The sequence below is a fragment of the Azohydromonas aeria genome, from assembly GCF_009760915.1.
Taxonomy (GTDB): Bacteria; Pseudomonadota; Gammaproteobacteria; order Burkholderiales; family Burkholderiaceae_C; genus Azohydromonas; species Azohydromonas aeria.
This window is the reverse complement of sequence record NZ_VIDQ01000041.1, coordinates 34921-61029: the sequence shown is the minus strand read 5'-3', so window position 1 is coordinate 61029 and position 26109 is coordinate 34921. Positions and strand designations below refer to the sequence as shown.

The window sequence follows — 26109 nt, the reverse complement described above, 5'->3', positions numbered from 1 at the left end:
GCGCCGGCCGTGCCGTGCGCCGCTGCGGTGCCCGCGGGCGCTGCCGCCGCGGCGGCGGCCGGCGCCGTCTGCACCCGGCGGTGGATGCGCGAGCGCGCGGCGGCGCGGATCTTGTCGCAGATCTCCTCGGCGAGCTGGTTCAGCCCCTCGGAGACACCCAGGCGCGGCTTGCTCACGAAGTCCACGGCGCCGAGCTCCAGCGCGCGCATCGTGGCCTCGGCGCCGCGCTCGGTCAGCGTGGAGACCATCACCACTGGCGTCGGGCGCAGCTTCATGAGCCGCGAGAGGAACTCCAGCCCGTCCATGCGCGGCATCTCGATGTCGAGCGTCACCACGTCGGGCGAGAGCTCGCGGATGACCTCGCGCGCGGCGAACGGGTCGGCGGCGGTGCCCACGCACTGCATGTCGGGCTGGCGGTCGATGAAGGTCTTGAGCAGCGAGCGCACCAGCGCCGAGTCGTCCACCACCACCACGCGAATTGAAGCCATGACTGTGTATTCCGGTGTCAGAAGAGTTCGATCGAGCCGGCGTCGCTGGGCACCGACTTGGCCGCGGCGCTGCGCTCCTGGGCCAGCAGCTGCTCGCCCACGGCCTTGGAAGCCAGGCGCTTGACCTTGGCCTGGCCGCTGGCAGGCTCGAAGCAGACCTTGCGCGGGCACACGTCGAGCACGTCCTGGCTGACGACGGGGATGCGCTCGGTCTTGAGGTAGTCGAGCACGAAGCGCGTGTTGCGCTCGCCGACGTTGAGCGTGGTCATGGCGCCCAGCACCGCGCCGCCGCCGAAGACCTTGGCTTCGAGCGAGCCGCGCGTGGCGCCGCGCTTCATGAGCTCGTTGATGAGCAGCTCCATGGCGTAGAGACCGTAGCGCGCGCCGTCGCCGGCGTCGGGCAGCATGAAGTGGTTCATGCCGCCGATGCGCCGCTCGCGGTCCCACAGGCACGCGGCGATGCACGAGCCCAGCGTGGTCATGATCAGGATGTCCTGGTCGTGCACGAAGTACTCGCCCGGCAGCACCTTCACCGCCTCGCGGCGGAAGTGCGCGTCGTAGAAGAAGAACGAGGCCTCGTGGGGCTTGCGCTGCTGCGCGCGCAGCTGCTCCAGCCGGGCCGTGCTCTGCAGGCTGCCCGACAGCGCGGGGCGGGGCGTGGGCGACAGCATCACAAGCGCTCGTAGATGGTCTTGCCGCGCAGCTTGAAGAGCTGGCGCGCATCGCCGAAGTTTTCGGAATGGCCCACGTAGAGCAGGGCGCCGGGCTTCATGGCGCGGTGCAGCCGCTGCAGCACCTGCATCTGCGTCGGGGCGTCGAAATAGATCATCACGTTGCGGCAGAACACCGTGTCGAAGGGCTCGCCCAGGTCCCAGCTCGGGCTCATCAGGTTGAACGCGAAGAAGCTCAGCAGCCGCGCCAGTTCGGGCTTGACCTTCATGCGCCCGGCGTTGGGGCCGGTGCCGCGCAGGAAGTGGCGCTTGAGCCGCTCGGGGCTGAGGCCGCGCGCGTCCACGTCGTAGACGCCGCGCTGCGCCGTGGCGAGCACCTTGGTGTCGATGTCGCTGGCCAGGATGCGCACGCGCTGCGGCTCCGCGGCGTGCTCCAGCACCGTCATGGCCAGCGAATAGGGCTCCTCGCCGGTGGAGGCGGCGCAGCACCAGATGCGCTGCACGTGCCCGGCGCGCAGCTCCTGCGCCAGCGCGTGGAAATGGTGGTCCTCGCGGAAGAAGGCGGTGAGGTTGGTGGTCAGGCAGTTCACGAACTCCTGCCATTCGTCCTCGCCGCCGGGGCCGCGCGCGGCTTCGAGCGCCTGCAGGTAGGCGCTGAAGCTGCGGTGGCCCGTCTCGCGCAGCCGGCGCGACAGCCGGCTGTAGACCATGGCGCGCTTGCCCGCGTGCAGGCTGATGCCCGCGCGCTGGTAGATCAGCTCGCGCACGCGCTCGAAATCGGCATGGCCGAAGGCGAATTCGCCTTCGGGCTGCACGCTCACGGGAGAAGGGGAAAGGCTCATCGCAGGGTCAAGGCAGGTCCGGGCCGCATTTGGTTGCATTTTGATACGCAGCCGAGGGCGGGTGCTCCATCTTCCGGCGCCTGAAGCTTGACCGATGGCAAGCAAAGGCACCGAAAGCCGGCTCAGTTCACGCCAGCGGTCGCCGGTGTGTTCCTGACCTGCACTTCATCGGCACGGACGCTCGCCGCCTGAAGCCTTGAAGCGGTGGGCGCGCCCTGCATTTCACAAACGCGCCATCTTGACGATGCGGGGGAAGAAGCGCTCGCGCGCCTCAGTCGCGGAAGTTCTCGAACTTCAGCGGCAGGTCGATGTCCTTGCGCAGCAGCGCGATGGCGGCCTGCAGGTCGTCGCGCTTGGTGCCGTTGACGCGCACCGTGTCGCCCTGGATCGAGGCCTGCACCTTCATCTTGCTTTGCTTGATGAGCGCCTGGATCTTCTTGGCCGTCTCGGCGTCGATGCCGGCCTTGAGCTTGACAAGCTGCTTGAGCTTGTCGCCACCGATCTTTTCCGGCTTGGCGCTGTCGTCGAGGAAGCGGACATCGACGCCGCGCTTGGTCAGCTTGGCCAGCAGCACGTCCTTGACCTGGCCGAGCTGGAAGTCGCTGTCGGCGTAGAGCGTGAGCTCCTTGTCCTTGCCCTTGTCGGCGAGCTCGACGCGCGCGTCGGAGCCCTTGAAGTCGAAGCGGGTGCCGATTTCCTTGTTGGCCTGGTCGATGGCATTGCGCACCTCGACGAGCTCGGGCTGCAGGACGGTGTCGAAACTGGGCATTTGAGGAGGGGTAAAAGAGGGGATCGGCGAAAATTCTGCCATGCAGCAATCCCTGTCCATCGAGCGCGGTCTGAGCCTGCGCCCCTACAACAGCTTCGGGCTGCCGGCGCTGGCGCGGCAGCTGGTGCGCATCCGCAGCGACGCCGACGTGCGCCGCATGCTCGACCATCCCGAGCTGGGCCGCATGCAGAAGCTGGTGCTGGGCGGCGGCAGCAACCTGGTGCTCACGCGCGACGTGGCGGCGCTGGTGCTCAAGGTCGAGGTCCCCGGCATCCGGCTGCTGGAAGAGCGCGAGGACGCCTTCATCGTCGAGGCCGGCGCCGGCGAGAGCTGGCACGGCTTGGTGGAATGGACGCTGGCGCACGGCCTGCCCGGGCTGGAGAATATGGCGCTGATTCCCGGCACCGTGGGCGCCTCGCCGGTGCAGAACATCGGCGCCTATGGCCTGGAGCTGAAGGACCGCTTCGAATCGCTCGACGCCGTGGACCTGGTCACCGGCCGCAGCGTCACGCTCGATGCCCGCGCCTGCCGCTTCGGCTACCGCGACAGCGTCTTCAAGCAGGGCGGCTTCGCCGGCCTGGCCGGCAAGAGCCTCATCACGCGCGTGCGCTTCAGGCTGCCGCGGCCCTGGCAGCCGGTGCTGGGCTACATCGACCTGGAAAAGAAGATGGCCGAGACCGGCATCCGCGAACCCGACGCGCGCCAGATCGCGGACTGGGTCTGTGCCATCCGCAAGATGAAGCTGCCCGACCCGGCGGCGCTGGGCAATGCCGGCAGCTTCTTCAAGAACCCGGTGGTCAGCGCCGAGCAGTGCCGCGACATCATCGGGCGCGACCCGCACATCGTGCATTACCCGCTGGCCGACGGCCGCGTCAAGCTGGCCGCGGGCTGGCTCATCGACGCCTGCGGCTGGAAGGGCAAGAGCATCGGCCGCGCCGGCGTGTACGAGAAGCAGGCGCTGGTGCTGGTCAACCGCGGCGGCGCCAGCGGCGCGGAGGTGCTGACGCTGGCGCGCGCGATCCAGGAAAGCGTCTACGGCCGCTTCGGCATCCGGCTGGAGCCGGAGCCGGTGGTGGTGTAGGGCGCCTTGCGGCGACCCTCCCTCAAACCGTCGCGTCCGGCGCGGCGGCCAGCAGCCCGCACTGCCGCAGCGCCTCGCGCGTGGCCGGCAGCAGCGCGCCCCAGCGCTGCAGCGAGGCCAGCAGCGCGGCCGGCTCGGCGCCGGCGGCGCTCTTCTCGATCTCCAGCGCGGCCTGCGCCAGCCCGGGCAGCCCCAGGTTGAGCGCGGCGCCCTTGGCCGCATGCGCGGCCTCGCGCAGCCCGGCGCGCAGCGTCGGCGCCTGCGCGCGCACCTCGTCGGCCGCGGCCAGGTCCACGCCGGACTCGCCGGCTGCGGCCGCCTCTTCCGCGGCCTGCGCGTCCTGCAGCGACTGCACCTGCGCATTCAGCCCGGGCAGCTGCGCGGCCAGGTCGTCGAGGTAGCGCTGCACCAGCGAGCGGTAGTTGGCGGCCGAGAGCACCTGCGCCACGCCGTTGGCGGTGGCCTCGTCCACCAGCACCGGGGCGGCGCCGGGGGCGGCAGCGGCCGGGGCGGCCGGCGCGGCGGCGGAAGCGCCGCCCTCGGCCGGCACGCCGTGGCCTTGGCGGGCGTGCGCCTGGCGGCGCATGACTTGGGCGAGTTGTTGCAGCGTCACGGGTTTGGTCAGTACGTCGTTCATGCCGGCGCCCAGGCAGCGCTGGCGGGTTTCGGGCAGGGCGTCGGCGGTGAGCGCGACGATGGGCACCTGGCCGGCGGGGGCGGGCAGGGCGCGGATGGCCTGCGTGGCGCCGGCACCGTCGAGCACCGGCATGTGCAGGTCCATCAGCACCAGGTCGAAGCGCTGCTCGGCCACGGCCTGCACCGCGTCCACGCCGTTGCGCACGATGCGCGCGCGGTGGCCGAGCCGGTCCAGCAGCGCCCCCAGGTAGCGGCGGTTGATCTCGTGGTCTTCGGCCACCAGCACGCGCAGCCCCGTCACCGGCAGCCGCTCGTCGGCTTCCAGCGCGGCCGGTGCCTGCGCCTCCACCAGCGGCAGCACCAGCGTGAAGGTGCTGCCCGCGCCGGGGCTGCTCTGCACCAGCAGGTCACCGCCCATGAGCCGCGCCAGGTGGCGCGAGATCTCCAGACCCAGCCCCGTGCCGCCCTGGCGGCGCGGGCCGCCGGCCTGCACGAAGCGCTGGAACAGCCGGCTCAGCGTGTACTCGTCCATGCCGATGCCGGTGTCGGTCACGGCGCATTCCAGCGTGCCGCTGACGTTGCCCAGGCGCACCTGCAGCGTCACGGAGCCGCTGTCGGTGAACTGGATGGCGTTGTTCATCAGCTTGGTGAGCACCTGCTTGAGCCGCGTGCCGTCGATCTCCAGCGCCGCGGGCAGCTCCGGGGCCACGTGCACGCGCAGCGCCAGCCCCTTGGCCATGGCGCGCGGGCGCATCACCTGCTCGACCTCGCCCACCAGCGCGCGCAGGCTCACCGACTCGGCCAGCAGCGCCAGCGTGCCGGCCTCCAGCTTGGACATGTCCAGGATGTCGTTGAGGATCGACAGCAGGTGGTCCGCCGCCTCGTTGGCCGTGCGCAGGTACTCCTGCTGGCGCGGCTCCAGCGGCGTGTCGCGCAGCAGCGCCAGCATGCCCAGCAGGCCCTGGAAGGGGGTGCGGATCTCGTGGCTCATGTTGGCCAGGAAGGCGCTCTTGGCCTGGCTGGCGGCCTCGGACTCCTGGCGCGCCTCGCGCAGCCGCTGCGCCAGCAGCTCCACGCCGGCGCTGCGCTGGTCGAGCATGCGGCGCTGGCGCAGCAGCGCCAGCGCCAGCGCGCCGACGGCCACCACCAGCAGCGTCGTCAGCAGCAGCTCGACGCGGCCATGCGCGTCCACGGCGTCCTGGCGCTGCGCGATCTGCGCCGCCACTTCCTGGCCGCTGGCCCCGGCCAGCGCGACGATGGGGTCGTCCAGCGCTTCGAGCTCCTGCTGCAGCGCGCGGTGCGATTCCTCGCCCAGCCGCGCCTTGGGGTTCGGGCCCAGGTAGAGGTCGGCGCGGGCCACGAAGTCGCGCAGCATGCGCGCGGCGTGCTCCAGCTCCGGCCGGCGCGCCACCAGTGACTGCAGCTGCGCGCGCTCCAGCAGCGCGACGCGGCCGGAGAAGGTCTCATAACGCTGCTGCAGCGTCTCGCCCAGGGCTTGCGGCCCCACCGGCGCGCGCCACTGGCTGCGCAGCTCCAGGTAGTCGGTGCGCAGCTGCTGCAGTTCCAGCAGCAGCGCGTCGTCCTGCATGTCGGCCACGCCGCGCAATTGCCGCAGCTGGTGCCACTGCACCATGCCCACGCCCACCAGCAGCATCAGCGCCACGGCCAGCCAGCGAGCCAGCCGCACGCGCTGGCTGTTGCGCGAGGGCGAGGCGTTCACGGCATGAGCGCCCGCAGCGGGCGCTGCGGGATCGGTACGGGATGCGGCGCCCTCGGGGTCGCAACGCCGGCCGGAGAAGTGAGACAGCAACTCTGGACTCTCAAGGCTCGGGTACTCCAGGTGCACGGCGCCGGTGCACAACCCGCCGATTATGGCCGCCACCGGTGCGCCTTCCGGTGCACGGCCGGCACGGCCCTGCGCAGCGCGCGTGTGATCGGCGCTTCACACCGCGGAACGTCTCAGGCTAACACAATTGGTTACTCTTCAGAACCGCGACCCGGGCTGCTTCAGGAACTCGATTTCCTCCGGCGTCGAGTCCCGCCCCAGCACGGCGTTGCGGTGCGGGAAGCGGCCGAAGCGCTCGATGATCACGTGGTGCTTGCGCGCCCAGGCCTCGCTGTCGGCCTGCGCCGGGTCGGCCGCCGTCAGCGCGGCGAAGAGGCGCAGGCCTTCCTCCTGGGCCTGCAGATCCTCGGCGTGCTCGAAGGGCAGGTAGACGAAGCCGCGCTGCACGGGCGCCAGCGCCTGGTCGAAGCCGCGCGCCACCATGTCGCGCGCGCCGGCCAGGGCCTGCGCGTCGCCGGCAAAGGCGCGTGGCGTGTCGCGGAAGGCATTGCGGGTGAACTGGTCGAGCAGCAGCAGCCGCGCCAGTGCCGATCCAGGCTCGGCCTGCCAGGCGTCGAGCCCGCCGCGCAGCGCAGCTTCGATCAGCGCGCCGAAGCGCTCGCGGATCAGCGCGTCGAAGGCGGCGTCCTTGGTGAACCACTGCGGCCGCGGCGCGAAGGGCGCGTCGCCGAACCAGAAGGCCAGCACGTCACGGGCCGCGGCGTCGGAAAGGTCGGTCATCGGCAGCACTCTCGAAAGCGAAGGGTGCCGGCGATTGTGGCGCCGCAGGTGTTGCAGGCGCCGCGGCCCGCGCTCAGGCCGTGAGCTTCACCGGCTCGATCTGCACCGAGCGCTGGCCGTCGCCGACCCAGACGATGCCGTCCTGGACCGTGACCTGCAGGCTCATGCCGCGCTGCGCCAGCGCCGCCAGCGCCTGGCTCTGGTCGGCCGGCACCTGCCACACCGTGACGTTGGACGCGCGCGCGAGCTTGCCCTTGAGCGGGCCCCACCACACCGGCGTGGAGGCGGCGTAGGAGATCACGGTGACGCGCTCGGCACGCCCGGCAGCCTTGAGCAGCCGGCGCTCGTCGGGCTGGCCCAGCTCGATCCAGTGCAGCAGCTGGCCGGTGAGGTCCTTGTGCCAGAGCGCGGGCTCGTCCGCGTCGGACAGGCCCTTGGTGAATTCGAGCTGCCCGTGCGCGTCGTCGGCGGCCACGTGCAGCGCGAAGGCCAGCACGCGCATCATCAGCCGCTCCTCGTTTTCCGAGGGATGGCGCGCCAGCGTCAGCGCATGGTCGGCGTAGACATGGCGGTCCATGTCGGCCAGCTGCAGCTGGGCCTTGTAGATGGTGGATTTCAGCGCCATGCGCGCGCTCCGGCGGGACGGGAAGACATCGGGGAAACTGCTTGGGGTTGCGTTGGGACAGCGGGGCGCGACTGTGCCACAGCCGAAAATCCGGCCCTGATCGCGCCCATGCCCATGGAACAGTCCCGCCACCATCCCCTGCTCGAAGCCGCCACGCAGTCCGAGGCGCAGCGGCTGGGCCGCCCGCTCACCGGCTGGCGGCTCAAGCTCTACACCATCATCTTCGAGGCCGACACGCCCGCCGGCCGCGCCTTCGACCTCGTGCTCATCGGCCTCATCCTGGCCAGCGTGGCGGTGGTCATGCTCGACAGCGTGGACAGCTACCGCCAGCGCTGGGGCTGGCTCTTCGACACCCTGGAGTGGGGCTTCACGCTGCTGTTCACGGTCGAGTACCTGGCGCGGCTGTCCTGCGTGATGCACCCGCTGCGCTACGCGCGCAGCGTCTTCGGCGTCATCGACCTGCTGGCCATCCTGCCCACCTACCTCTCGCTGCTCGTGCCGGGGCTGCACGCGCTCATCGACGTGCGCGTGCTGCGGCTGCTGCGGCTGTTCCGCGTGCTCAAGCTCGGCGCCTACGTCGAGGAGTACGGCATGCTGGGCCGGGCCCTGGTGGCGAGCCGGCGCAAGATCCTGGTGTTCCTGTCCTTCGTGCTGCTGGTGATGGTGGTGATGGGCACGCTGATGTACGTGGTCGAGGGCCCGGACAACGGCTTCACCAGCATTCCCGTGTCGGTGTACTGGGCCATCACGACCATGACCACCGTGGGCTTCGGCGACATCACGCCCAAGACCGAGTTCGGCCGCTTCATCGCCTCGGCCATGATGCTCGTGGGCTGGGGCACGCTGGCCGTGCCCACGGGCATCGTCAGCGCCGAGTTCACGGCCCAGCGCATCCGCGTGCGGCCCACCACGCGCACCTGCCCGGCGTGCCTGAGCGAGGGCCACGACCCCGAGGCGCGCTTCTGCCGCGACTGCGGCGAGAGGCTGCCGCCGTACTTCGCCGGCCAGGGCCGCGCGGTGCCGCCCTATCCTTGACGGCTTTTTCGGACACGAGGTTGTACTTCCCATGCTGGCCCCGCCCTTCACCGATCCCGCCCGGCTCGACGACGTCCTGCGCAGCCAGGGCCACGCGGTGCTGTCGCCGCAGGCGCTGCAGTCGCTGCTCGATGCCGCGCCCGGCGCGCTGTCCGCCTGGCGCCCGTTCTGGGACCGGCTGCCCCCCGACGCCTACCTGCGCGACGGCGGCCGCTACCGGCGGCGCCGTCACGCCAACTACGTCGTCACCGGCGAGCGCGTGCAGCCCGTGCCGCACCGCGCGCACTGGCAGCCGGTGGACTACAACGCGCTGCACGGCGGCATCGAGCGCTGGTTCGAGCCGGTGGAGCCGGCGCTGGAAGCGCACCCGCTGTGGCAGCCGCTGCTACGGCTGCTGGCGCGCCGCGCCGACGCGCTGCGCGGGGCGCAGCCCTGGTACGTCGAGGCCCACGCCTTCCGCATCGACACCACCGACGGCATCGGCCGGCCCACGCCCGAAGGCGCGCACCGCGACGGCGTGGACCTCGTGGCGGTGCTGCTGCTGCAGCGCCAGGGCGTCAAGGGCGGCGAGTCGCGCGTCTTCGACGTCCACGGCCCGCAGGGCCTGCGCTTCACGATGAGCGAGCCGGGCACGCTGCTGCTGCTCGACGACACCCGCGTCATCCACGAGACCACGCCGATCCAGCCCGACGGCGAGGCCGGCTGGCGCGACACCCTGGTGGTGACGCTGCGCCGCGGCGGCTTCCAGGGGCCCGAGGACCCGCTGCACGAGTGAGAGGGCTGGGCGGCGCGAGCGCTCGCGCCGCCGTGCCCAGGTCACTTCGGCGTCGCCAGCGTCTCGCGCTGGGCCAGGGCCGGGAAGAACCGGAACCACAGCGCCACCACCAGCAGCGTGCCGAAGCCGCCCAGCACCACCGAGCCCACCGGGCCGAAGGCCGCGGCGGTGGCGCCGGACTCGAACTCGCCGAGCTGGTTGCTCGCGCCGATGAAGATGGAATTGGCCGCCGCCACGCGCCCGCGCATCTCGTCGGGCGTGTCCAGCTGCACCAGCGTCTGCCGGATCACGACGCTGACCATGTCCGCCGCGCCCGACACCAGCAGCGCCGCGAAGGACAGCGCGAAACTCTTCGACCAGCCGAACACGAGCATCGACACGCCGTACACGCCCACGGCCAGCAGCATCTTGCGGCCCACGCCGCGCTCGATGGGCGCGCGCGTGAGCCACACCGACACCGCCAGCGCCCCCACCGCGGGCGCGGCGCGCAGCAGGCCCAGGCCCCAGGGCCCCGTGTGCAGCACGTCGCGCGCGAAGATCGGCAGCAGCGCCGTGGCGCCGCCCAGCAGCACGGCGAACAGGTCCAGCGACAGCGCGCCCAGGATCACCGGGCGCTGCCAGATGAAGCGCAGGCCCGCCAGCATCGTGGTCCAGCTCGCCGGCTCGCGATGCGCCGGCCGCGCCACCGGCGTGATGCGCAGGATCAGCACGCAGCCCACGGCAAACAGCAGCGCGCACGCGCCGTAGACCACCGTGGCGCCGGCTGCATAGAGAAAGCCGCCCAGCGCCGGCCCGGCCACCACCGCCGCCTGCATCGCGCCGGAGCTGAAGGCCAGCGCCCGCGGCAGCACGGCCGCCGGCACCAGCGTCGGCGCCAGCGCCTGCTGCGAGGGCATCTGGAAGGCGCGCGCTACGCCCAGCAGCAGCGACAGCCCCAGGATCAGCTCGCGGCCGACCCAGCCGCCGGCCGAGCCCAGCGCCAGCAGCAGCCCCACCACCAGCTGCAGCCCCAGGCAGAGCGCCAGCAGCAGGCGGCGGTCGTGGCGGTCCACCACGTGGCCGGCGGGCAGCGTCAGTACCAGCGCCGGGATGAACTGCAGCAGCCCGACCAGGCCCAGGTCCCAGGCGCTGCCGGTGAGCTCGTACATCTGCCAGCCCAGCGCCACCATCAGCATCTGCGCCGCCGTGGTGCCGGCCAGCCGTCCCCACCAGAAGCGCATGAACGAGGTGAAGGAGTGCAGCGAGGGCAGCGGCGCGTCGGCGGCGGGAGCGGGTACGGCGGTCATGGCAACAGCACGGCTGCGCCGCGCGGCGTCGGCCCGCGGCAGCGGCAACGGAAAAGGGAGCGCCTGAAAGCGGATGCACCGGCGCGAAGCCGGTGCAGCGCCTTCGAGAGGCAGGGAAATGTGACGTAACAGCTTACGCCAGGGGCGCCGGCCGGCTAGGGTAGGGGGCATGCCAACGCTGTCCGCATCCGCCGTGCCTTCCGACCATGACTCTTCCGCACCGGCCCCCGCCGCGGCCGGGGCCCAGGCCCGTCTCTTCATCGGGCTGTGGCCCGACGATGCCCAGCGCTGGGAGGCGCGCGCACACCAGCAGCTCTGGCGCTGGCCGCCGCAGGCGCGGCCCACGCCGGCGTCCAAGCTGCACCTGACGCTGCACTTCATCGGCGAGGTGCCGCTGGCGCAGGTCGAGCCGCTGGCGCAGGCCATGCCGGCCTCGTTCACGGCCGCGGAGCTAACCTTCTCGCACCCGGCGCTGTGGCGCGGCGGCATCGCCGTGCTGGAGCCCGAGGCGGTGCCGCCGTCGCTGCTGTCGCTGCATGCGCAATTGGGCCTGCGGCTGCGCCAGCTCGGCGTGGCACTGGAGGCGCGCCCGTGGCGCCCGCACCTGACGCTGGCGCGCCAGGCCCAGGGCGCCAAGACGCCCACCAACCCGCCGCCGCTGCACTGGCGCCTGGCGCAACTGGCGCTGGTGCAGTCCGAGGGCGGTTTCTACAAGGTGCTGCGGACCGCGGAAGCGGTGTGAGCGCCGGCGCCGGTGGCGGCGCTCAGGCGTCGCGCACGTCGGCCACCGGCTGCGCGCCGAAGTCCGGCCGCTCCAGGTAGGCCAGCAGCTTCGCGGCGGCGCCTTCCGGGCTGTCGAGCTGGCCCTGCGCGCGCAGCTGCACGAAGCGCTCGCGGTCCGGGAAGCGCGCCGGGTCGGCACCGCGCAGCTGCACCTGCATGTCCGTGTCGATCACCCCCGGCGCCAGCGACACCACGCGCGCGCCCATGGGCTTCAGCGTCTCGTCCAGCGCCAGCGCTCGCGTGAAATGGTCCAGCCCCGCCTTGACCGCGCAGTACGGCGCGCTGGCGGCCATGGCGCGGCGGCCGAGTCCCGAGGAGATGTTGAGCACCTTGCGCGCCACGCCCCAGGGCCCGGTGGCGCGCAGGAAGGCGCGCGTGAGCAGCACCGGCGCTTCCAGCCCCACGCGCAACGCCGCTGAAAGCTGATCCGCATCCACGCCTTCCACCGGGCCCGGCGGCGTGAGCAGCGCGGCGTTGTTGACCAGCACCACCTCCGACACCGGCGCGCCGTCCTGGGCCTGGAGCCAGTCTTCGAGGCGCTGCGCCGCCGCTGCCGGCTGCGCGAGGTCGAGTGCCCATTGCTCCAGCGTCGTGCCGGCGCCGTGCGTCTCGGACTCCAGCGCCGCGTCGGGCCGGCGCGACAGCGTCAGCAGCCGCGTGCCGTCGCGCTTCAGCAGCGCCACCGCCAGCGCGCGCCCCATGCCGCGCGAGGCGCCGGTGAGGATGACCATTCGATTCGTGCCGGCCATGCCGTCTCCTTGTTGCGTCAAAGCAGCCGGCCATGATGCCGCCGCCCGGCGCCTCGTTCAGAACGGCGCCGGACTGGCGAAGCGCAGGACCGCGCCGTGCGCCGGGTGCGGCAGCGCCAGCTCGGCCGCGTGCAGCAGCAGCCGCGGCGCGCGCGCCTGGTCCACGGGTGCCGCGTACAGCTCGTCGCCCAGGATCGGGTGCCCAAGCGCCGCCAGGTGCACGCGCAGCTGGTGCGAGCGGCCCGTCACCGGCTCCAGCTCCACGCGCGTGGCGGCCCCCGCGCGGTCCTCGTGGCCGAGCACGCGCCAGCGTGTCAGCGACGGCTTTCCCTGCACGGCATCGACCATCTGCCGCGGCCGGTTCGGCCAGTCGCAGCGCAGCGGCAGCCCGATCTCGCCCCAGCCGCCTTCGGGCGCATCGAGCCGGCCCGCCACCACCGCCACGTAGCGCTTGTGCACGCGGCGCTCGGCGAAGGCGATGCTCAAGCTGCGCTGCGCCGCCGCGCCGCGGCCCATGGCGATCAGCCCGGAGGTGGCCATGTCCAGCCGGTGCACCACCAGCGCGTCGGCGAAGCGCGCCTGGGCGCGCGCGGCCAGGCAGTCGGGTTCGGTGCGCCCGGGCACGGCCAGCAGCCCGGCGGGTTTGTCGAGCACGAGCAGGAAATCGTCAGCGTGCAGCAAGGAAATATCGTCCATGGGGGCGCAAGCATAAATCGCCGGATTTACCGCCCGAAACCGGCCGGGGTCGCTGTGTAGAATGCCCGGCACAGGATTGCCAAGTTCGTTATTGCCGGTCTTTCCTCTGCCGCAGGCGCGGTGTCCCTGGCGGACATCGGCGCGGGCCCGCTCCGGCGGGTTGGGTTCGAGTTTCCGAAATGCGTTTCTTGACGGTTTCTGTTCCGGCGCGTGCGGAACACGGGCCGGGTTTCTTGATCAACAACAAGGTTTCGCATTTCCATGAGCACTCAGCAGACCGGCATCGTCAAATGGTTCGACGATGGCAAGGGTTTCGGCTTCATCACCCCGGACGACGGCAGCAAGGACCTGTTCGCGCATTTCAGCGAAATCCAGGCCAAGGGCTTCAAGAGCCTGAAGGAAAACCAGCGCGTCGAATTTGAAGTGCGCCAGGGCCCCAAGGGCCTGCAGGCCGCCGCGATCCGCCCGCTGTAAGCACGGGACTTTCGCCCATGAAAAACGCGGCCCGCGGGCCGCGTTTTTTCTTGTCCGCCGCAAATCCGGCGGATGCCGGGGGGCGGGGATTCGAGGCGCCGTTTCAGCGCTTCAGCGCTTCAAAAACGCTCCACCAGCCCCGTCTGCTGGGCGGTCTGCGGGTTGGAGCCGGCGTCGCGCACGCGCTGCAGCGCCTCCTCGGTGGGCAGGCCCAGCGACTTGAGCAGGCAGGCCGCGGCGCTGCCGGTGCGCCCCAGGCCGGCGGCGCAGTGCAGCAGCACCGCGTCGCCGGCGCGCAGCGCGCCGGCCGCCTGCGCGATGCCGTCATGGAAGTCCGGCAGGTCCGGCGGCAGCCCGTAGTTGCGCATGGGCAGGTTCAGCCAGCGGAAGGGCAGCGTGCCCTGCGTCACGGCCGTGCGGTAGGCCGGCGACAGCACCGCCAGCTCGTCCAGCGGTGCCAGGCACAGCACCAGGCCGACGTGGTGGCGCCGCGCCTCGGACAGGAAGGTCTTGAACGGCTCGAAGCGCCCGGGCATGGCCGACAGCCACAGCCGGCCCGGCACGCCGGGCGGCAGCGGCACGCCGCGCAGGATCGCGGCGGCGCCGCCGAGCACGCGCGCCGCGCCGGCGGGCGGCGTGCGGTTGGCGCAGATGCCGGCGGGACTGCTCATGCCTTCAGCGCTCCTTGTCCCAGGCTCAGTGCGAGTACTGCTGGATGCCGGCGATGGCCCAGTCGCGGCTGCCGTCGTTGGGCTTGACCAGGTGCCAGATCTCGTCGAAGTCGGCAGCCGGGGCGTCGCGCTCCTCGCGCACCAGGCCGCTGTAGCGCACGCTCACCACCTGCTGGTCGCGCTCCTGGGCCCAGTCGAGCACCTGCGCGTCCACGCGCACCACGTCGGTCGTCTGCGGCTTGCCGGCGCGTTCCTGCAGGTCCAGGCGCAGCGAGGCGAACAGCTCCGGCGTCGTGAACTGGCGCAGGTCGTTGAGGTCGGCGGCGTCGTTGGCGGCCTGCATGCGGATAAAGATCATCTTGGCCGCGCGCTCGAAGGCCGCCTGGTCGAAGTCGGCGGGCAGGTTCGGCTTGTAGGCCGCGGGCGCCATCGCGCCGGCAGCGGCACCGGCACCGGCCGGGGTGAAGCCGCCACCCATCGGCGCGGCGGCGGGCTCGGCGGCCTGGCGCTGCAGCGGCGAGCTCAGGCCCTGCTGCTGGTTCCACGGCGAGGCCATGGAGTTGGCGCCGGCACCGGCGCCGGCACCCGCGAAGGCCGGCTGCGCGCCGTTCTTCTTGGCGGCGAAGCGGCTGACCAGGAAGCGGATCAGGAAGATCGCCGCCACGGCCATCAGCGCCATCATCACGAAGTTGGCCACCGCCTCGCCCATGCCGAAGTGGCTCAGCAGCGCGGCGATGCCCAGGCCCGCGGCCAGGCCGGCGATCGGGCCCATCCAGTTGCGCTTGGGCGTGGCCGCGGCGGCGGCGGCGGCCGGTGCGGCGGCGGCCGCGGGCGCGGTGGCCTGCTGGCCCGGGGCCTGTTGTGCCGGGGCCGACTGCGGCGGGCTGCGATCCGGCGTGCTGCGCTGCATGCCCGCCGAGTTGCCGCCGCCCAGGCGCTTGGCTTCCACCGCCAGGGGGGTGAACGATGCGGCCGCCACGGCCAGCATCAGCGCACCCAGCAGTCCAGTCCTCGTCTTGCTCATGTGTGGTCTCTCTCTTCGGTCTGATATCCGGACAAAGGTCCGGCCTTGTGGCTCTGAATGATGGGGGCACCCCAAAGTTCCCCAATAAGGGTGAATGACAATTTCGGGATGTCCCCGATGTCGTTTCGTCCTTCCTTCCACCGCCTGGGTCTTCTCGCCGCCGCTGCCGCCATGGCCTGCGGCCTGGCCGGTGCCGCGCGGGCCCAGACCGCGCCCAACGCCGCCGTGCCGCCGGCGCCGCCTCCACCGCCCGCCACCGACGCCGCGCCGCAGCGCGTGGAGATCACCGGCGACCGCGCCGGCGGCAGCGACGTGCGCGAGCGGCGCGAGTCCACGGTGGCCAGGACCGTGGTCGGGCGCGAGGACATCGAGCGCTTCGGCGACGCCACGCTGGGCGAGGTGCTGCGGCGGCTGCCCGGCGTGACGCTCGACGGCGCGCCCGGGCGCGGCGGCAACCCGCGCCTGCGCGGCCTGGGCGGCGGCTACACGCAGATCCTGCTCGACGGCGAGCGCGTGCCCCCGGGCTTCGAGATCGACTCCCTGGCGCCGGAGCAGATCGAGCGCATCGAGATCCTGCGCGCGCCCACCGCCGAGACCGGCGCGCGCGCCATCGCCGGCACCATCAACATCGTCACGCGCGACAGCGTGCGCCGCCGCCTCAACGACCTGCGCCTGTCGGCCAACCTGGAGCATGGCCGCTGGAGCCCGGGCCTGAACTGGACGCGCAACGGCAGCGCCGACGCGCTGTCCTGGACCTTCACGCTGAGCGCGACGCAGACGCGCGGCAGCGCGCACAGTGACACCACCCTGGAGCGCGAGGCCGTGGGCGAGCCCGTGCTGCGGCGCGAGGAAGGCGCCGACGCCCGCAACGAACGCCTGCGCCTAGGGCTTAACGGCCGGCTGCAGTGGCGCCTGGGCGAGGGCGAGGCCTTCACGCTCACGCCGGTCATGTTCTGGACCGACAACGACAGCCGCCGCAGCGCCGTGCTGGCGCAGCCCTCCGATCCGGCCAGCGCGCCCTGGGCCGGCGCCGCCACCGAGGGCGGCAGCCGCTTCGGCCTGGGCCGGCTGAGCGCGCTGCGCACGCAGCGCCTGGCCGACGGCACGCGGCTGGAATGGCGCGCCAGCGTGGGCCACTGGGAATCCCGCAGCGACAGCCGGCGCACCGAGCGCGACGCCACCGGCCGCCTGCTGCGCACCTACGACGACCGCTCGCAGGGCCGGGACGACAGCTGGAGCGCCGGCGTCAAGGCCAGCACCCTGCTGGCCGATGCGCACAGCGGCGTGGCCGGGCTGGAGCTCGAAGGCATCCGGCGCGAGGAGACGCGCAGCAACCTGCTCGACGGCGTGCCGCGCTTTCCCGCCTTCGCCGACGGCGTGCAGGCCCGCTCGCAGCGCATTGCCGCCTACGTGCAGGACGAGTGGGAGATCAGCCCGCACTGGGCCGCGCACGCCGGGCTGCGCTGGGAAGCGATCGAGACCCGCGGCGACGGGCCCGACGGCGAGCAGGGCAGCAACCGCTCCAGCGTCTGGAGCCCGCTGCTGCACGCGGTCTGGAAGCCCGACCCCAAGGGCCGCGACCAGCTGCGCGCGAGCCTCACCCGCAGCTACCGGGCGCTGACGCTGGGCAGCCTGCTGGGCCGCGTCGTGCCCAGCACGCTGAACTCGCCCACCAGCCCGGACCGCAGCGGCAACCCGGCGCTGCGCCCGGAGCTGGCCACCGGGCTGGACCTCACCTACGAGCACTACCTGGGCGGCAACGCCGGGCTGCTCAGCGCGGGCGTGTTCCAGCGCGAGATCAGCGGCCTGGTGCGCAACGAGACGCGGCTGGAGACGCTGCCCGGCGCCGGCACGCGCTGGGTGAACCGGCCCTACAACGTCGGCGACGCCACGGTGCGCGGGCTGGAGCTGGAGGCGAAGTTCCCGCTGCGCGTGCTGCTGGCCGGCGCGCCGGCGGTGGACCTGCGCGCCGGCGCGAGCTTCTTCCGCTCGCGCGTGCACGACGTGCCGGGTCCGGACAACCGGGTCGAGCGCCAGCCGGGCCGCACGGCCAGCCTGGGCGCGGACTGGAGGCTGCGCGCCGTGCCGCTGACGCTGGGCGCCAACCTGGCCTGGACGCCGGGCTACGTGACGCGGCTGTCGGCCACCGAGCTCGACATCCAGGGCCGCAAGCCGGCCTTCGACGCCTATGGCCTGTGGACCTTCAGCCCCACGCTGGCGCTGCGGGTGTCGGCGACCAACCTCTCCGCGCCCGACTGGCTGCGCGGCAACGTCTACGACTCGGCCTCGCTGCGCGAGGCGTCGCAGACGGTGAGCCGCAGCTACGTGGACTGGCTGGTGCGGCTGGAGATGAAGCTTTGAGCAAGCGCTAGGCGGCGTCCTGGCCGCCCGGGCCCGTCCCCGGCGCCAGGAGGCGCACCCGCGCCCCCGCGATGGCCACCACCTGCCCGGCGCGCAGCTTGGCCGTCTTGCGCAGCTCCTGCCGGCCGTCCACCTCCACCTTGCCGGCGGCCACCATCGCCTTGGCCGCGCCGCCGTTGTCGGCCAGGCCGGTGGCCTTGAGCAGCGCATCCAGCGGGATGAACTCGCCGCGCAGCTCGAAATCGATCTGTTCCATCTTCATCGGGCCGCTCCGGCCAGGTTGAATTCGCGTGCCAGCAGCGCGTAGGAGCGCCGCCGCACGGCCGGGTCGAAGGCCCAGGTGTTCACCACCAGTTCATCCAGCTCCAGCGCCGCGGCCAGCGTGCGCAGCCGCGCGCCCACGTCGGCCGGCGTGCCCACGAAGGCTTTCCGGCGCATCGGCACCAGGCGCTGCTGCTCGACCTCGTTGAAGCCGCGCCTGGCGATCCCGTCCGGCGGCTGCAGCGCCCCGAACACGCCGCGCTCGCGGTCCAGCCGCCAGCGCTCGCGCGACAGGGCGTGGTGCTGCGCCTCTTCATCCGTTTCGTCCACCAGCGCCCAGACGCAGATGGTGGCCTGCGGCTTCGGGTGCCGGGGGCTTGGGCGGTAGAGCGAGCGGTAGAGGTCGAGCGCCTGCTCCACGCCCTGGCCGTCCATGAAGAAGTACGCGAAGGCGTAGGGCAGCCCCAGGTGCGCGGCGAGCTGCGCGCCGTAGTCCGAGCTGCCCAGCACCCACAGCTGCGGCGCGCGCTCCGGGCCGGCGTTCTCCGGCGGGCGCGGGTGCGCGGCGATGCCGTGCAGCGGCTGCCCGCCGACCCAGGCCTGCAGCGCCTGCACCTGTTGCGGAAAGTCTTCCGCCGCCGCCGCGGCGTTGGGGTTGAGCGCGCGCGCGGTGCGCATGTCGCCGCCCGGGGCGCGGCCCACGCCCAGGTCGATGCGCCCGGGCGCGAGCGCGTCCAGCACCCGGAACTGCTCGGCCACCTTCAGTGCCGAGTAGTGCGGCAGCATCACGCCGGCGCTGCCCAGGCGGATGCGCGTGGTGCGCGCGGCGATGGCGGCCAGCAGTAACTCCGGCGCACTGCCGACGATGGTGTGCAGGTTGTGGTGTTCCGAGCACCAGAAGCGCTCGTAGCCCAGTGCCTCGCAGTGCACGGCGAGGTCGAGCGTGTCGCGGATCGCGGCGTCTTCCCCGGCGCCGGCCAGGGACACGGATTGGTCGAGAACGGAAAGTTTCATGGGTGGAGCCTGCAAGGCCGCGCAATCTACCGCGGCATCAGGGTTGTCCCGGCAAGGCCCTTGCCAGGATGGCGGCGCCGGGGGCTCCGGATAATCGACCCAATGACCGAATCAAGCATTTCCGCCGCCGGCCCGGGTTTCGCTCGGCTGGCGCTGCCGCCCGCGCTGCTGGACAACCTTGAACAACTCGGCTTCACCGCCATGACGCCCATCCAGGCCGCGGCGCTGCCGCTGGCGCTGGCCGGGCACGACCTGATCGCGCAGGCGCGCACCGGCAGCGGCAAGACCGCTGCCTTCGCGCTGCCGCTGCTCACGCGCCTGGACACGGATCGCTTCGAGGTGCAGGCCCTGGTGCTGTGCCCCACGCGCGAGCTGGCCGAGCAGGTGACGCAGCAGATCCGGCGCCTGGCGCGCGCCGAGGCCAACGTCAAGGCGCTGAACCTGAGCGGCGGCAGCCCGATCAAGCCGCAGGCCGAGAGCCTGGCGCACGGCGCGCACGTGGTGGTGGGCACGCCCGGGCGGCTGCTGGACCACCTGGAGCGCGGCAACCTGCGCCTGGACGCGCTCACCACCCTGGTGCTCGACGAGGCCGACCGCATGCTCGACATGGGCTTCTTCGACGACATCGCCGCCGTGGCCGCGAAGTGCCCGAAGCAGCGCCAGACGCTGCTGTTCTCCGCCACCTACCCGGAAGGCATCGCCAAGCTGGCGCAGCGCTTCCTGCGCGAGCCCAGGGAAGTGAAGGTGGCCGAGCCCAAGGCGGCCGCGCGCATCGCCGAGCACTGGTTCGAGGTCACGGAAAACGAGCGGCTGCACGCCGTGTCGCAGCTGCTGGCGCACTACCGGCCGCAAAGCAGCATCGCCTTCTGCAACACGCGCCAGCAGTGCCGCGACCTGGTGGAGGTGCTGCGCGCGCAGGGCATCGAGGCGCTGGCGCTGCACGGCGAGCTGGAGCAGCGCGAGCGCGACCAGGTGCTCATCCGCTTCGCCGGGCGCGCCTGCTCGGTGCTGGTGGCCACCGACGTGGCCGCGCGCGGCCTGGACATCGAGGGGCTGGACGCGGTCATCAACGTCGAGATCACGCCCGACGCGCAGCAGCACGTGCACCGCATCGGCCGCACCGGGCGCGCCGACGCGCCGGGCCTGGCGCTGAACCTGGCCACGCTCGACGAGATGGGCCGCGTCGGCCTGATCGAGCAGCAGCAGGGGCGCGAGTCGCAGTGGGAGAAGCTCGACGCGCTGCGCGAGGCGCCCGGCGGGCCGCTCCAGCCGCCGATGCACATGCTGCAGATCCTGGGCGGGCGCAAGGACAAGATCCGCCCCGGCGACGTGCTGGGCATGCTCACCGGCGAGGGCGGCCTGGCCGGCGCGCAGGTCGGGCGCATCCACGTCGGCGACTACCACACGCACGTCGCCGTGGCGCGCGAGGTGGCCGCCGCCGTGGTGGCGCGGCTGGCCCAGGGCAAGCTCAAGGGCCGGCGCGTGAAGCTGCGGCTGCTGCAGGACCCGCCGCAGGACGCCTGAGCGCAGCCGCCACCGCCCGCCCCACCGCAGGAGACCGATGCCCTTGTTCCGCTCATTCGCCGCGTTCTTCGAGCGCCTGGTCGATCCCTATCCGGAAGGTCCGCCGCCGGCGCCGCCGAAGAACTTCTTTGCCTTCCTGTGGGCCTGCTCGCGCGGCATGCGGCCGTGGCTGCTGGGCATGACGCTGCTCACCGCCGTCATCGGCGCCTTCGAGGCGCTGCTGTTCGGCATGCTCGGCCGCATGGTGGACTGGCTCGCCGACGTGCCGCCCAATGAGCTCTGGGCGCGCGAGAAGTGGACGCTGCTGGGCCTGGCCGCCATCGTCGCCTTCAGCCCGCTGGTGGTGGCGGTGCAGACCGCCTTCAAGCACCAGACGCTGGCGGGCAACTTCCCGATGCGGCTGCGCTGGGATTTCCACCGCCGCATGCTTGGGCAGAGCCTGGCCTTCTACCAGGACGAGTTTGCCGGCCGCGTCGCCGCCAAGGTGATGCAGACCGCGCTGGCGGTGCGCGAGGCCTGGTTCACGCTGGGCGACATCCTGGTCTTCGTCACCATCTATTTCGTCACCATGGTGGCCGTCGTGGGGGCGTTCGACCTGCGCCTGGTCGGCCCGTTCCTGGTGTGGGTCGTGCTCTACGCGCTGGCGCTGTGGTACTTCGTGCCGCGGCTCGGGAAAGTCTCGCGCGCGCAAGCGGATGCGCGCTCGCTCATGACCGGCCGCATCACCGACGCCTACGCCAACATCGCGACAGTGAAACTCTTCTCGCACGCGCAGCGCGAGGCGGGCTACGTGCGCGGCGCGATGAAGGAGTTCATGGTCACGGTGCACGGCCAGATGCGGCTGGTCAGCGGCTTCGAGGTCGTCAACCACAGCTTGAGCATGCTGCTCATCGGCAGCACCGCCGGGCTGGCGCTGTGGCTGTGGCTGCAAGGCCAGGCCAGCGTCGGCGCGCTGGCCGCGGCCACGGCCATGGCGCTGCGCCTGAACGGCATCTCGCACTGGATCATGTGGGAGATGGCGGGCCTGTTCGAGCACGTCGGCACGGTGCAGGACGGCATCAACACGCTGAGCCGCTCGCGCACGGTGGTGGACGCGCCCGGCGCGCCGCCGCTGCGCGTGGCGCGCGGCGACATCCGCTTCGAGCAGTTGCGCTTTGCCTATGCCGGCGCCGGCGGCGATGCCGGCGTGCCGCTGCTCGACGATTTCAATTTGCACATCCGCCCGGGCGAGAAGATCGGCCTGGTCGGGCGCTCCGGCGCGGGCAAGAGCACGCTGGTGAACCTGCTGCTGCGCTTCTACGACGTGCAGGGCGGGCGCGTGCTCATCGACGGCCAGGACATCGCCCAGGTCACGCAGGACAGCCTGCGCGCTCAGATCGGCATGGTCACGCAGGACACCTCGCTGCTGCACCGCTCGGTGCGCGACAACATCGTCTACGGCCGCCCCGACGCCAGCGACGCGCAGGTGCTCGCCGCGGCCAGGCGCGCCGAGGCGCACGACTTCATCCAGGGCCTGCACGACGCCTCGGGGCGCACCGGCTACGACGCCCACGTCGGCGAGCGCGGCGTGAAGCTCTCGGGCGGGCAGCGCCAGCGCATCGCCATCGCGCGCGTGATGCTCAAGGACGCGCCGATCCTGCTGCTCGACGAGGCCACCAGCGCGCTGGACTCCGAGGTCGAGGCCGCCATCCAGGCCAGCCTCTACAAGCTCATGGAGGGCAAGACGGTGGTGGCCATCGCGCACCGCCTGTCCACCATCGCCGCCATGGACCGGCTGGTCGTGCTCGACCGCGGCCGCATCGTCGAGGAGGGGGACCACCGCAGCCTGCTGGCGCGCGGCGGCATCTACGCGCGGCTGTGGGCGCACCAGAGCGGCGGCTTCATCGCCGAGGACGAGGACGAGGCCAGCGTGGTGCCGCGCAGCGGCGACGCCGACGAGGCCGAGGAAGAGGCGCCGCGCCCGGCGCTGTGAGCGCCGCGGCGCCGGGACCGCGGGCGGTCCGGGCCGCCCGGATTTCACGCTCGTGCGTTGTTTGCGCGTGACAGGTTGCCGCGCGCGCTCAAGTGCGCGCCGCCATGGCCGATGCTGCGGGGTTGCCGGCCCCGCGCCGAAACATGGTCCCGAACCGCATTTCCTCCATGCCTTGTCATACCCAACGCCCGCGCCGCGGGACGCAGCGGCTGTCGCTGCTGGTGGCGGCCGGCCTGCTGGCCGCGCCCGCGGCCCGTGCCGAGCTCGCGCCGCTGCTGCAGCTGGGCCTCGAAGAGCTGATGAAAGTGGAGATCGTCTCCGCTTCGCGCCGTGCCCAGACGCTGGGCGACGTGGCCGCGGCGGTGCACGTGATCACGCGCGAGGACATCCGCCGCGCCGGCGCGCGCTCGCTGCCCGAGGCGCTGCGCCTGGCCCCGGGCATGGACGTGGCCCAGGTGTCGGGCGCGTACCACGCCGTCACGGCGCGCGGCTTTCCCGGGCGCTACGCCGACAAGCTGCAGGTGCTCATCGACGGGCGCAGCCTCTACTGGGAGATGTTCTCGGGCGTGCAGTGGGAGGCCGAGCGCGTGCCGCTGGACGACATCGAGCGCATCGAGGTCATCCGCGGCCCGGCCGGCGCGGTGTGGGGCGCCAACGCCGTCAACGGCGTGGTCAACGTCATCACGCGCGCGGCGGCCGACACCCACGGCACGCGCGTGCAGGCGCGCGCGGCCACGCGCGGCGAGCACGCGCTCACGCTGGAACACGGCTGGGGCGCCGGCGACGCCACGGGGCCGGACGTGCGGCTGTACGCGCAGCGCGAGGGCAGCGGCGCGCTGCGCACCGACGCCGGGGCGCCGGCCAACGACCGCACCCGCGCCACCTCGGCCGGGCTGCGCGCGGACTGGCAACTGCCCCGGGGGGCGCGGCTGAGCCTGCGCGGCGACGTGGTGCGCTCGGAATCCGGCGCTGTCTGGCGAGTGCCGCTGCTGGTGCCGCCCTACCGCACGCTCCTTCCCGCGCCGCAGCGCGTGGAGCGCGCCACGCTGGGCTCGACCTACGAGCGCGCGCTCGCGCCCGACCTGGATCTGGCGGTGCAGGGCAGCCTCTCGGCGGCGCGGCTCGACAACGGCAGCCTTGGCCGCTACCACGGGCGCAGCGCCGAGCTCGACGCGCGGGGCCACTGGCGCCTGGGGCCCGGGCACAACCTGATCCTGGGCGTCGGCGGGCGCTGGACCGGCAGCGACTTCAACACGCCCGCCGACTCGCTGCTGCTGCGCTTCGACCCCGCCTATCGCTCGATCACGGAGTGGGGCCTGTACGTGCAGGATGAGCGCGTGCTGGCCGAGCACTTTCGGCTCACGCTGGGCGGGCGCATCGACCGCCACAGCCTCACCGGCACCTCGCCGCAGCCCAGCGCGCGGCTGCTGTGGAACCTCAGCGAAAGCTCCAGCGTCTGGACCGCGCTGTCGCGTGCCGTGCGCGTGCCCTCGCGGCTGGAAGCCGACGCCATCAGCGGGCTCGGCGTCGTGCCGCCGAGCGCGTCCACGGGCGGCCTGCCGCTGCTGGTGGCCGCGCAGCGCGGCGCCTTCGGCGCGCTGTCGGCCGAGACCGTGGACGCGCTGGAGGCGGGCTGGCGCACGCAGTGGTCCCCGACGCTGTCGCTGGACGTCGCCGCCTTTGCCAACCGCTACCGCAACTCGGCGCTGGGCAACAGCGGCCTGGGCGCGCCCACGTTCGTGGCGCGGCCGCAGCCGCACCTGCTGGCGCTGGTCGAGCAGCGCACGGGCAGCGTGCGTTCCAACGGACTGGAAGTGGCGGTGGACTGGCGCATCACGCCCGGCTGGCGCCAGCAGCTGAGCTGGAGCGGGCTGCGCTTCAACGGCGCCGCCGATGCGCTGCCGCTGGCGGCGCAGGCCTCGCCACGCCAGATCATCCAGTTGCGCAGCTCCATCGACCTCGACGCCAACACCACGCTGGACCTGATGCTGCATCACAACGCCGAGCGCGGCACGACGGCACGGCCCGACAGCCACACGCCGGCGCTGACCGAGCTCGACGCGCACCTGGTCTGGCGCGTGTCGCCGACGGTGGACCTCACGTTCAGCGGGCGCAACCTGCTGCACCGGTCGCGCGTGCAGGTCATGCCCGACTTCGGGCTGTACGAGCCGGTGCGCATCGAGCGCAGCTTCGGCATCGGGCTGCAGGCGCGGTTCTGATGCGCCGGCTCTCCACCTGGTTGCGCTGCCGTCTCGCGGTGGCGCTGGCGCTGGCGCCCGCACTGGCGCCGGCGCCGCTCCAGGCCGCGCCGGCGGCGCAGGAGTCGGAGCTGCAGGCGGTGTTCGTCATCAATTTCCTGCGCCTGACCGAGTGGCCCGCGGGCACCTGGACCCAGGCCGGCGCGCCGCTGGTGCTGTGCGTGGATGCCGCGCGCGAGCCGCTGCTGGCGGCGCTGCGGCACACGGGCGTGGACATGGTCCGGGGCCGGCCGCTGCAGCTGCGGCCCTTGCGCCGCCACGAGGGCACGCGCGAGTGCCAGGCGCTGTTCCTCGACACCTTCGAGCCGCAGCGCGTGGGCGCAGGGCAGCTGAGCATCGGCGACGCGCCGGGCTTTGCCGTCGCCGGCGGCGTCATCGGCCTGGTGCGCCTGGACAACCGGCTGCGCTTCGAGGTCAACCAGGAGGCCGCGCAGCGTGCGCAGCTGCGCCTGGGCTCGGAGCTGCTGAAGCTGGCGCTGCCGCCGGACAGCACGCGCCGGCCCTGATACACGAAACGGACTTATCCGTCAGACCCATCCTCCCGTTCGCCCTGAGCCTGTCGAAGGGCAGGCGCTCGGGACGCTGCCAGGGGGGCATCGGCAAGCTCAGCCCGAACGGGCTTTTTTTGTCCGTTCCGCATGAGCCCTGTTCCCGGCCGGGCGCCGTGCCTTGATCTGGCGCGGCGGGCCGCGCGTTTGCCGCACTGCACAATACGCGGTTCGCCGCCCCGGGCGGCCGCCGCATCAGCATCCACCAGGGAACCAGGAGCCAAGGTCCATGCGCTACGTCGTGTTCAACCAGAAGGGCGGGGTGGGCAAGTCCACCATCACCTGCAACCTGGCCGCCATCAGCGCGCAACAGGGGCTGCGCACCCTGGTGCTGGACCTGGACCCGCAGGGCAACTCCACGCACTACCTCATGGGCGACGCGCCGCCGGACGAGGAGCGCAACCTGGGGCGCTGGTTCGAGTCGGTGCTGAGCATCTTCAACGAGCGCAGCCTGCAGAGCTGCGTGGTGCCCACGCCCTTCGAGCACCTGGACCTGCTGGCCTCGCACCCGATGCTGGAGGAGCTGCAGGGCAAGCTGGAGTCGCGCTACAAGATGAACAAGCTGCGCGACGCGCTGGCGGCCATCGCCCCGGCGTACGACCGCATCTACATCGACACCCCGCCGGCGCTGAACTTCTACACGCGCTCGGCGCTCATCGCCGGCGGCGGCTGCCTCATACCCTTCGACTGCGACACCTTCTCGCGCCGCGCGCTCGACGCGCTGCTGGCCAGCATCGAGGAGATCCGCAGCGACCACAACGCGCCGCTGCGCGTGGAAGGCATCGTCGTCAACCAGTTCCAGCCGCGCGCCAACGTGCCGCAGCAGCTGGTGCAGCAGCTCATCGACGACGGGCTGCCGGTGCTCAAGCCCTACCTGAGCGCCTCGGTCAAGATCCGCGAGTCGCACCAGCGTGCGCAGCCCATGGTGTTCCTGGACCCGCGGCACAAGCTCACGCGCGAGTTCCAGCAGCTGCACGAGGCGCTGCCGGCGTGAGCCGGG

At 72.5% G+C, this 26109-nt stretch carries 25 protein-coding genes; 11 read left to right on the top strand and 14 right to left on the bottom strand.

From position 1 onward, the window contains the following. The 4 genes from FJ694_RS21815 to FJ694_RS21800 all read right to left on the bottom strand — a co-directional run. Window positions 1-488: response regulator (locus FJ694_RS21815; RefSeq protein WP_157269430.1), on the bottom strand; the 488-nt coding region annotated here is incomplete at its 3' end. A gap of 17 nt (window positions 489-505) precedes the next feature. After that, the gene (cheD, locus tag FJ694_RS21810) at window positions 506-1159 is read right to left on the bottom strand and encodes a chemoreceptor glutamine deamidase CheD (protein ID WP_157269429.1); all 654 of its coding nucleotides are present in this window, start codon (window positions 1157-1159) and stop codon (window positions 506-508) included. After that, complete coding sequence (locus tag FJ694_RS21805; RefSeq protein ID WP_198320930.1) at window positions 1159-2001, bottom strand: CheR family methyltransferase; 843 nt, start codon at window positions 1999-2001, stop codon at window positions 1159-1161. The genes cheD and FJ694_RS21805 overlap by 1 nt, the downstream gene beginning before the upstream one ends. 271 nt (window positions 2002-2272) lie before the next feature. Then, window positions 2273-2770, bottom strand: coding sequence for a YajQ family cyclic di-GMP-binding protein (locus FJ694_RS21800; RefSeq protein ID WP_157269427.1), 498 nt, complete (start codon window positions 2768-2770; stop codon window positions 2273-2275). A gap of 52 nt (window positions 2771-2822) precedes the next feature. On the opposite strand from FJ694_RS21800, the gene murB reads away from it, so the two are divergent. Then, the gene (gene murB, locus FJ694_RS21795) at window positions 2823-3851 is read left to right on the top strand and encodes a UDP-N-acetylmuramate dehydrogenase (RefSeq protein WP_157269433.1); all 1029 of its coding nucleotides are present in this window, start codon (window positions 2823-2825) and stop codon (window positions 3849-3851) included. Between the two features lie 22 nt (window positions 3852-3873). Here murB and FJ694_RS21790 read toward each other — a convergent pair whose 3' ends face one another. The 3 genes from FJ694_RS21790 to FJ694_RS21780 all read right to left on the bottom strand — a co-directional run bounded on the left by FJ694_RS21790 (window position 3874) and on the right by FJ694_RS21780 (window position 7678). Then, a complete protein-coding gene (locus FJ694_RS21790) occupies window positions 3874-6207 on the bottom strand; it encodes an ATP-binding protein (protein WP_157269426.1) in 2334 nt (777 codons plus the stop codon). 264 nt (window positions 6208-6471) lie between these two features. Beyond that, on the bottom strand, window positions 6472-7053 hold the full coding sequence (locus tag FJ694_RS21785; protein ID WP_157269425.1) for a DUF924 family protein: 582 nt from the start codon (window positions 7051-7053) through the stop codon (window positions 6472-6474). 73 nt (window positions 7054-7126) lie between these two features. Beyond that, window positions 7127-7678 (bottom strand): YaeQ family protein, encoded by a 552-nt coding sequence (locus tag FJ694_RS21780; protein WP_157269424.1) that lies wholly within the window; start codon window positions 7676-7678, stop codon window positions 7127-7129. Window positions 7679-7792: 114 nt separating this feature from the next. Here FJ694_RS21780 and FJ694_RS21775 point away from each other — a divergent pair, with 114 nt between their 5' ends. Both FJ694_RS21775 and FJ694_RS21770 read left to right on the top strand, forming a co-directional pair. After that, window positions 7793-8713, top strand: a complete 921-nt coding sequence (locus FJ694_RS21775) for an ion transporter (RefSeq protein WP_157269423.1) — start codon at window positions 7793-7795, stop codon at window positions 8711-8713. Window positions 8714-8744: 31 nt separating this feature from the next. Then, window positions 8745-9488, top strand: a complete 744-nt coding sequence (locus FJ694_RS21770) for a 2OG-Fe dioxygenase family protein (RefSeq protein ID WP_157269422.1) — start codon at window positions 8745-8747, stop codon at window positions 9486-9488. A gap of 41 nt (window positions 9489-9529) precedes the next feature. Here FJ694_RS21770 and FJ694_RS21765 read toward each other — a convergent pair whose 3' ends face one another. Then, entirely contained in the window at window positions 9530-10774 is a 1245-nt protein-coding gene (locus tag FJ694_RS21765; RefSeq protein WP_232540165.1) for an MFS transporter, read from the bottom strand. Between the two features lie 169 nt (window positions 10775-10943). Here FJ694_RS21765 and FJ694_RS21760 point away from each other — a divergent pair, with 169 nt between their 5' ends. Next, on the top strand, window positions 10944-11516 hold the full coding sequence (locus FJ694_RS21760; protein ID WP_157269421.1) for a 2'-5' RNA ligase family protein: 573 nt from the start codon (window positions 10944-10946) through the stop codon (window positions 11514-11516). Window positions 11517-11538: 22 nt separating this feature from the next. Here FJ694_RS21760 and FJ694_RS21755 read toward each other — a convergent pair whose 3' ends face one another. Together FJ694_RS21755 and FJ694_RS21750 are read right to left on the bottom strand one after the other, a co-directional pair. Further along, window positions 11539-12306 carry an SDR family NAD(P)-dependent oxidoreductase gene (locus FJ694_RS21755; RefSeq protein WP_157269420.1) on the bottom strand — a complete coding sequence of 256 codons (768 nt, stop codon included), beginning with the start codon at window positions 12304-12306 and terminating at the stop codon, window positions 11539-11541. Window positions 12307-12363: 57 nt separating this feature from the next. Then, on the bottom strand, window positions 12364-13002 hold the full coding sequence (locus FJ694_RS21750) for a pseudouridine synthase (protein WP_157269419.1): 639 nt from the start codon (window positions 13000-13002) through the stop codon (window positions 12364-12366). A gap of 261 nt (window positions 13003-13263) precedes the next feature. Here FJ694_RS21750 and FJ694_RS21745 point away from each other — a divergent pair, with 261 nt between their 5' ends. Further along, window positions 13264-13476, top strand: coding sequence for a cold-shock protein (locus tag FJ694_RS21745; protein ID WP_157269418.1), 213 nt, complete (start codon window positions 13264-13266; stop codon window positions 13474-13476). A 119-nt stretch (window positions 13477-13595) separates the two neighbouring features. On the opposite strand, the gene FJ694_RS21740 is transcribed toward FJ694_RS21745, so the two are convergent. Both FJ694_RS21740 and FJ694_RS21735 read right to left on the bottom strand, forming a co-directional pair. Further along, on the bottom strand, window positions 13596-14147 hold the full coding sequence (locus tag FJ694_RS21740) for a protein-tyrosine phosphatase family protein (protein ID WP_157269417.1): 552 nt from the start codon (window positions 14145-14147) through the stop codon (window positions 13596-13598). A 25-nt stretch (window positions 14148-14172) separates the two neighbouring features. Further along, a complete protein-coding gene (locus FJ694_RS21735) occupies window positions 14173-15171 on the bottom strand; it encodes a Tim44 domain-containing protein (RefSeq protein WP_157269416.1) in 999 nt (332 codons plus the stop codon). Window positions 15172-15288: 117 nt separating this feature from the next. On the opposite strand from FJ694_RS21735, the gene FJ694_RS21730 reads away from it, so the two are divergent. After that, window positions 15289-17532 carry a TonB-dependent receptor plug domain-containing protein gene (locus FJ694_RS21730; RefSeq protein ID WP_198320929.1) on the top strand — a complete coding sequence of 748 codons (2244 nt, stop codon included), beginning with the start codon at window positions 15289-15291 and terminating at the stop codon, window positions 17530-17532. Window positions 17533-17539: 7 nt separating this feature from the next. Here the strand turns inward: FJ694_RS21730 and FJ694_RS21725 are convergent, their stop codons facing one another. Further along, the gene (locus tag FJ694_RS21725; protein ID WP_375140245.1) at window positions 17540-17794 is read right to left on the bottom strand and encodes an RNA-binding S4 domain-containing protein; all 255 of its coding nucleotides are present in this window, start codon (window positions 17792-17794) and stop codon (window positions 17540-17542) included. Continuing rightward, on the bottom strand, window positions 17791-18807 hold the full coding sequence (locus FJ694_RS21720; RefSeq protein ID WP_157269414.1) for an LLM class flavin-dependent oxidoreductase: 1017 nt from the start codon (window positions 18805-18807) through the stop codon (window positions 17791-17793). Before FJ694_RS21720 ends, FJ694_RS21725 begins: the two co-directional genes overlap by 4 nt. A gap of 102 nt (window positions 18808-18909) precedes the next feature. Between FJ694_RS21720 and dbpA the strand changes: the two genes are divergently transcribed. From dbpA to FJ694_RS21695, 5 genes are all read left to right on the top strand, one after another. After that, window positions 18910-20331, top strand: coding sequence for an ATP-dependent RNA helicase DbpA (gene dbpA / locus FJ694_RS21715; protein ID WP_157269413.1), 1422 nt, complete (start codon window positions 18910-18912; stop codon window positions 20329-20331). A gap of 43 nt (window positions 20332-20374) precedes the next feature. Then, on the top strand, window positions 20375-22303 hold the full coding sequence (locus FJ694_RS21710; protein WP_232540164.1) for an ABC transporter ATP-binding protein: 1929 nt from the start codon (window positions 20375-20377) through the stop codon (window positions 22301-22303). 167 nt (window positions 22304-22470) lie between these two features. After that, window positions 22471-24522, top strand: a complete 2052-nt coding sequence (locus FJ694_RS21705) for a TonB-dependent receptor plug domain-containing protein (RefSeq protein ID WP_198320928.1) — start codon at window positions 22471-22473, stop codon at window positions 24520-24522. Next, window positions 24522-25067 carry a YfiR family protein gene (locus FJ694_RS21700; protein ID WP_157269410.1) on the top strand — a complete coding sequence of 182 codons (546 nt, stop codon included), beginning with the start codon at window positions 24522-24524 and terminating at the stop codon, window positions 25065-25067. The genes FJ694_RS21705 and FJ694_RS21700 overlap by 1 nt, the downstream gene beginning before the upstream one ends. Before the next feature lie 271 nt (window positions 25068-25338). After that, entirely contained in the window at window positions 25339-26103 is a 765-nt protein-coding gene (locus tag FJ694_RS21695; protein WP_157269409.1) for a ParA family protein, read from the top strand. The last annotated feature ends 6 nt before the right edge of the window (window positions 26104-26109 follow it).